Source organism: Streptomyces fulvoviolaceus (genome assembly GCF_000718165.1).
GTDB lineage: Bacteria > Actinomycetota > Actinomycetes > Streptomycetales > Streptomycetaceae > Streptomyces > Streptomyces fulvoviolaceus.
Window position 1 is genome coordinate 1 of record NZ_JOEY01000130.1, and the last position, 3,561, is coordinate 3,561.

6 protein-coding genes are annotated in these 3,561 nt (G+C 69.6%); 1 reads left to right on the forward strand and 5 read right to left on the reverse strand.

Annotation, left to right across the window (positions count from 1 at the left end; genetic code table 11):
- Positions 1–333 precede the first annotated feature (333 nt).
- On the forward strand, positions 334–498 hold the full coding sequence (locus tag IG08_RS63355) for a hypothetical protein (RefSeq protein WP_158812424.1): 165 nt from the start codon (positions 334–336) through the stop codon (positions 496–498).
- 20 nt (positions 499–518) lie between these two features.
- Here the strand turns inward: IG08_RS63355 and IG08_RS0153020 are convergent, their stop codons facing one another.
- Genes IG08_RS0153020 through IG08_RS58650 form a run of 5 tightly spaced genes read right to left on the reverse strand, consistent with a single transcriptional unit; the run spans position 519 to position 3,558 of the window.
- Positions 519–1,466 (reverse strand): alpha/beta hydrolase, encoded by a 948-nt coding sequence (locus tag IG08_RS0153020; RefSeq protein WP_052425357.1) that lies wholly within the window; start codon positions 1,464–1,466, stop codon positions 519–521.
- Positions 1,463–2,569 (reverse strand): alpha/beta hydrolase, encoded by a 1,107-nt coding sequence (locus IG08_RS0153025; protein WP_199821151.1) that lies wholly within the window; start codon positions 2,567–2,569, stop codon positions 1,463–1,465. Before IG08_RS0153025 ends, IG08_RS0153020 begins: the two co-directional genes overlap by 4 nt.
- Complete coding sequence (locus IG08_RS0153030; protein WP_030621976.1) at positions 2,559–2,972, reverse strand: (R)-mandelonitrile lyase; 414 nt, start codon at positions 2,970–2,972, stop codon at positions 2,559–2,561. Before IG08_RS0153030 ends, IG08_RS0153025 begins: the two co-directional genes overlap by 11 nt.
- Positions 2,969–3,292 carry a carboxymuconolactone decarboxylase family protein gene (locus IG08_RS0153035; protein WP_030621977.1) on the reverse strand — a complete coding sequence of 108 codons (324 nt, stop codon included), beginning with the start codon at positions 3,290–3,292 and terminating at the stop codon, positions 2,969–2,971. The genes IG08_RS0153030 and IG08_RS0153035 overlap by 4 nt, the downstream gene beginning before the upstream one ends.
- Positions 3,289–3,558 (reverse strand): DUF2255 family protein, encoded by a 270-nt coding sequence (locus tag IG08_RS58650; protein WP_338060210.1) that lies wholly within the window; start codon positions 3,556–3,558, stop codon positions 3,289–3,291. Before IG08_RS58650 ends, IG08_RS0153035 begins: the two co-directional genes overlap by 4 nt.
- Between the last annotated feature and the right edge of the window lie 3 nt (positions 3,559–3,561).

Genomic DNA, 3,561 nt, shown 5'->3' on the forward strand with positions numbered 1-3,561 from the left:
GCCGGAGGCGGTGCTCGCGACGAGGCCGCCCACGAAGAACGACCAGAGCAGCAGGTTGGCGACGACCGACTTCACGGTGGCGAGCAGCGACTTCACGGGACTTTCCTTCAGGCTGGGGGACGGTTCGGCCTCTTGCGACCTCTGCCGACTACTCTCCCGTCGCCCGCTCGCCGCCACGAGGGACCGCCCTCCCGGACCCATGGTGTAGCCCGCTACACCATGGGACGGACCAACCCCGGAGTACTACGTGGATCCGATCCACGGGGTCGGTGGGGGTGGTTTCGCCGATGCGTTGGGCCGCCTGGTGGCTCGCAGGCCGGCCACCAGCAATCCATGAGAGGTCTCGACAGCCACCGGTATGCCGGTCTCGCAGGTGTCGCCGCGTTCGGCCGGCGGGCTGAGGAGTTGTTGAAGGCCGGCGACGTCGTCGCTGATCCTGGCCCGGGCCACCAGGTCACAGCCGTGGAGGCACGCGACTCCCTGATGGAAGGGCTCTGATGGCCCATCATGACTCACCATCAGAGGTGCTTGGCGTAGAAGTCCGTCAGCTTCGCGACCACCTGGGGGACGAACTCCGGCTTGTCGTAGAGGTCGATGTGGGTGGCGCCGTCGATGACGAACACCTCCTTGGGCTCCTTGGCCCGGGCGACGGCCTCCTGGCTGAAGTAGAGCGTGTCCGCCTCGGAGCCGGCGATCATCAGCAGCGGCCGCGGCGAGATCGACTCGACGTGGGCGAACGCGTCGAACGCCATCTGCTTGTCCAGGCTGGTGAAGACGTACGTGCCCGGTGAGTTGGGGTGCCGGCCGCGGGGGGTGCAGTAGTAGTCGTAGCCCTCGCGGTACAACTCGGGGGTGTCCGCGGTGATCTCGTCCTCGGAGGCGGGCACGAACGCGATCATGCGCGGGGGCTCGCCCGCCGCCTCCCTCGTGCGCTGCTCGCCGATCTCCTTGAGCCGCTGCACGCGGAACTCCTCGGAGAACAGCCCGCGCGGCACGCCCTCCCGGCGGGCCGAGCCGACGTCGAACGCGCTGACGGTGCCGACGGCCTTGATCCGTGCCTCGGTCTGCGCCGCGTTGACCGTGTAGCCGCCGCCCGCGCAGATGCCCAGGGCGCCGATGCGGCCCGGGTCCACCTGGGGGTGGTTGCTCAGGTGGTCGACGGCACAGCGGATGTCCTCGACACGGTCGCCGGGGACCTCGTACAGGCGCGGCTCGCCGCCGCTCTCGCCGTAGTGGGAGGCGTCGTAGGCCAGGGCGATGAAGCCCTGTTCGGCGAGCTTCTCGGCGTACAGGCCGGAGGTCTGTTCCTTCACGCCGCCGAAGGGGTGGGTGGCGACGATGGCGGCGTACGTCTTGTTCTCGTCGAAGCCCGGGGGCAGGAAGAGGTTTCCCACGACCTGGTGCGTGCCGTGCGGGAAGCTGACCTTCTGGGTGGTCACGCCGTCGTTCTGAGCGACAGGGGTCATCGGGCCAGGCCCTTCTTGGCGAGGAAGTCGGAGATCTGGTCGGCGATCCGGACGTTGTTGAGGTCCGAGAAGAGGAAGTGGGAGTTGCCGGTGATGCCGATCTCCGGCAGGTGGACGAGGGTGGCGTCGCCGCCGTGGCGGTTGACGGCGTCGACGAAGAGGCGGGCCATCGCGAGCCGGACGCGCCAGTTGTCCCGGCCGGCGATGTCGGTCGGCTCGGTGGGGATGTTGTCGCCGTAGTAGACGACGATCGGGACCTCCGTCAGCCGCCGGAACTCCTTCAGCGGTACGGCCTCGCCCGCGAGGGTGCCCGCGGAACTCGGCATCGGGTCCGGCACCTCGCCCTCGGGGAACACGAAGCCGCTGCCCGGCTCCAGTGCGACCACCGCCTTGATGTTCCGGTTCCTCATCGTCGCGTCCCAGCCGAACCCGCCGGCGTGCGAGTGGGTGACGAGGATGCCCGGGCCGATCTCGTCGAAGAGCGCCGAGACCCCGTTGGCCAGGACCTCTCCGTCGATCGGGCCGGTGTCGGGGAGCATCGACCGGAAGAACTGCTCGCGCGCTTCGGGACCCTGCGGGAACTGTCCGCCGGGGTAGGTGTCGGGCCACAGGCCGAACCGGAACTGGTTGTAGAACCACTGGTCGGAGGTCGTGGCGTCGGTGGCGGTGCTCACGGTGGTCTGCCCGGCGCTGCCGCGGCGCGGCTGGTCGAGGGTGTACACGGCGAACCGGCGGCGCAGGAAGATCGTCTGGAAGCCCTCGCGTCCGTCCGGAGTGGTTCCCCAGCCGGCCCCGGACTGCTTATAGCCGTGCCACAGCACCAGGGGCAACTTGCGTGCGCGCACCGGCTTCTGGAAGAAGACGCGGGCGTGGTCGCCGTGCAGCGTCTGACCGGCGGGGTCGGTCGGGTGGCGGGGATCGAAGATCCCGGGTGTGGTGATCACGGTGCCGCCGACCGCGAAGCTGCCCTGCTCCTCGATCGTCAGCGGTCCGGAACCACCCCGGCCTCCGCCCGCACCGGAAGCCTGCGCGTCGGTGGCCAGGCCGACCGCCGGTACCGCGGCGGCCGCGGTCAGCCCCATGACGATGTCTCTACGCTTCACGGCCGTTTCCTTCGTACTCGTCGTCGCTCACGTGCTCGCCCCATTCGACGTCGGGCACGCCGGGATCTCCCGTGCTGTCCGACAGGGCGAGATGGGTCATGAAGTGGTCGGGGGCGGCACCGTGCCAGTGCCACTCGCCCGGGGGTGTGTGGACGGTGTCGCCCGGTCGCATCACCAGGAGCTCACCGCCGCGCGCCTGCACCAGGCCGACGCCCTCGGTGACATGCAGCGTCTGCCCGACCGCGTGCCGGTGCCAGGCGGTACGGGCGCAGGGCGCGAACCGCACCACGGCCGCACGCAGCCGTGAGGGCTCCTCGGCCTCCGTGATCGTGTCCACCCACACGTCACCGGTGAACCGTTCCGCAGGGGCCTTGGCCGAGGGCTTCCTGCGAAGGACTCTCATACGTCACTTTCGACGACGGCCTTGAGCTGGGTGAGCGCGCCCATCCCGCTCGGCCACCCGGCATAGAAGGCCAAGTGGGTAAGAGCCTCGACGAGTTCCTCCTGGCTCAGCCCGTTCTGCAGTGCCAGACGCAGATGGCTGTTCAGCTGCTCGGGGCGGTAGGTCGCCGCCAGCACGGAGACGGTGATCAGGCTGCGGTCGCGCGGGGAGAGGCCCTCGCGCTTCCATACGTCGCCGAACAGCACCTCGTCGGTGAGCTCGACCATCTTCGGCGCGAAGTCGCCGAGCAGCCGCTGGGCGGGGGTGAGTTGCTCTGTCATCGTGAAATCTTCCTTGCGCGGTCAGCGCGGTCAGCGCGGTACGAGGCGGATCGTGGACTGGCGGGACTGCTCGGTGAGGACGTGGTCGACGATGCCCGTGTACGAGCCGTACTTACGGCGGTAGGCGGCGTCGACGCCGGCCAGTCGCCGGGGTCCGCGTCCTGGAAGCTGACGTCCTTGTGCACGCCGCCCGAGCTGATCCGGCCCTGGCGGCGGGCCGCGGCGCCACGGAACCAGGGCCCGTTCCTGCCCTTCACGGAACGCACGTA

Coding starts and splice junctions, on each gene's coding strand:
- IG08_RS63355 (WP_158812424.1), top strand. CDS start 334: ATGAGAGGTCTCGACAGCCACCGGTATGCCGGTCTCGCAGGTGTCGCC.
- IG08_RS0153020 (WP_052425357.1), bottom strand. CDS start 1,466: ATGACCCCTGTCGCTCAGAACGACGGCGTGACCACCCAGAAGGTCAGC.
- IG08_RS0153030 (WP_030621976.1), bottom strand. CDS start 2,972: ATGAGAGTCCTTCGCAGGAAGCCCTCGGCCAAGGCCCCTGCGGAACGG.
- IG08_RS0153035 (WP_030621977.1), bottom strand. CDS start 3,292: ATGACAGAGCAACTCACCCCCGCCCAGCGGCTGCTCGGCGACTTCGCG.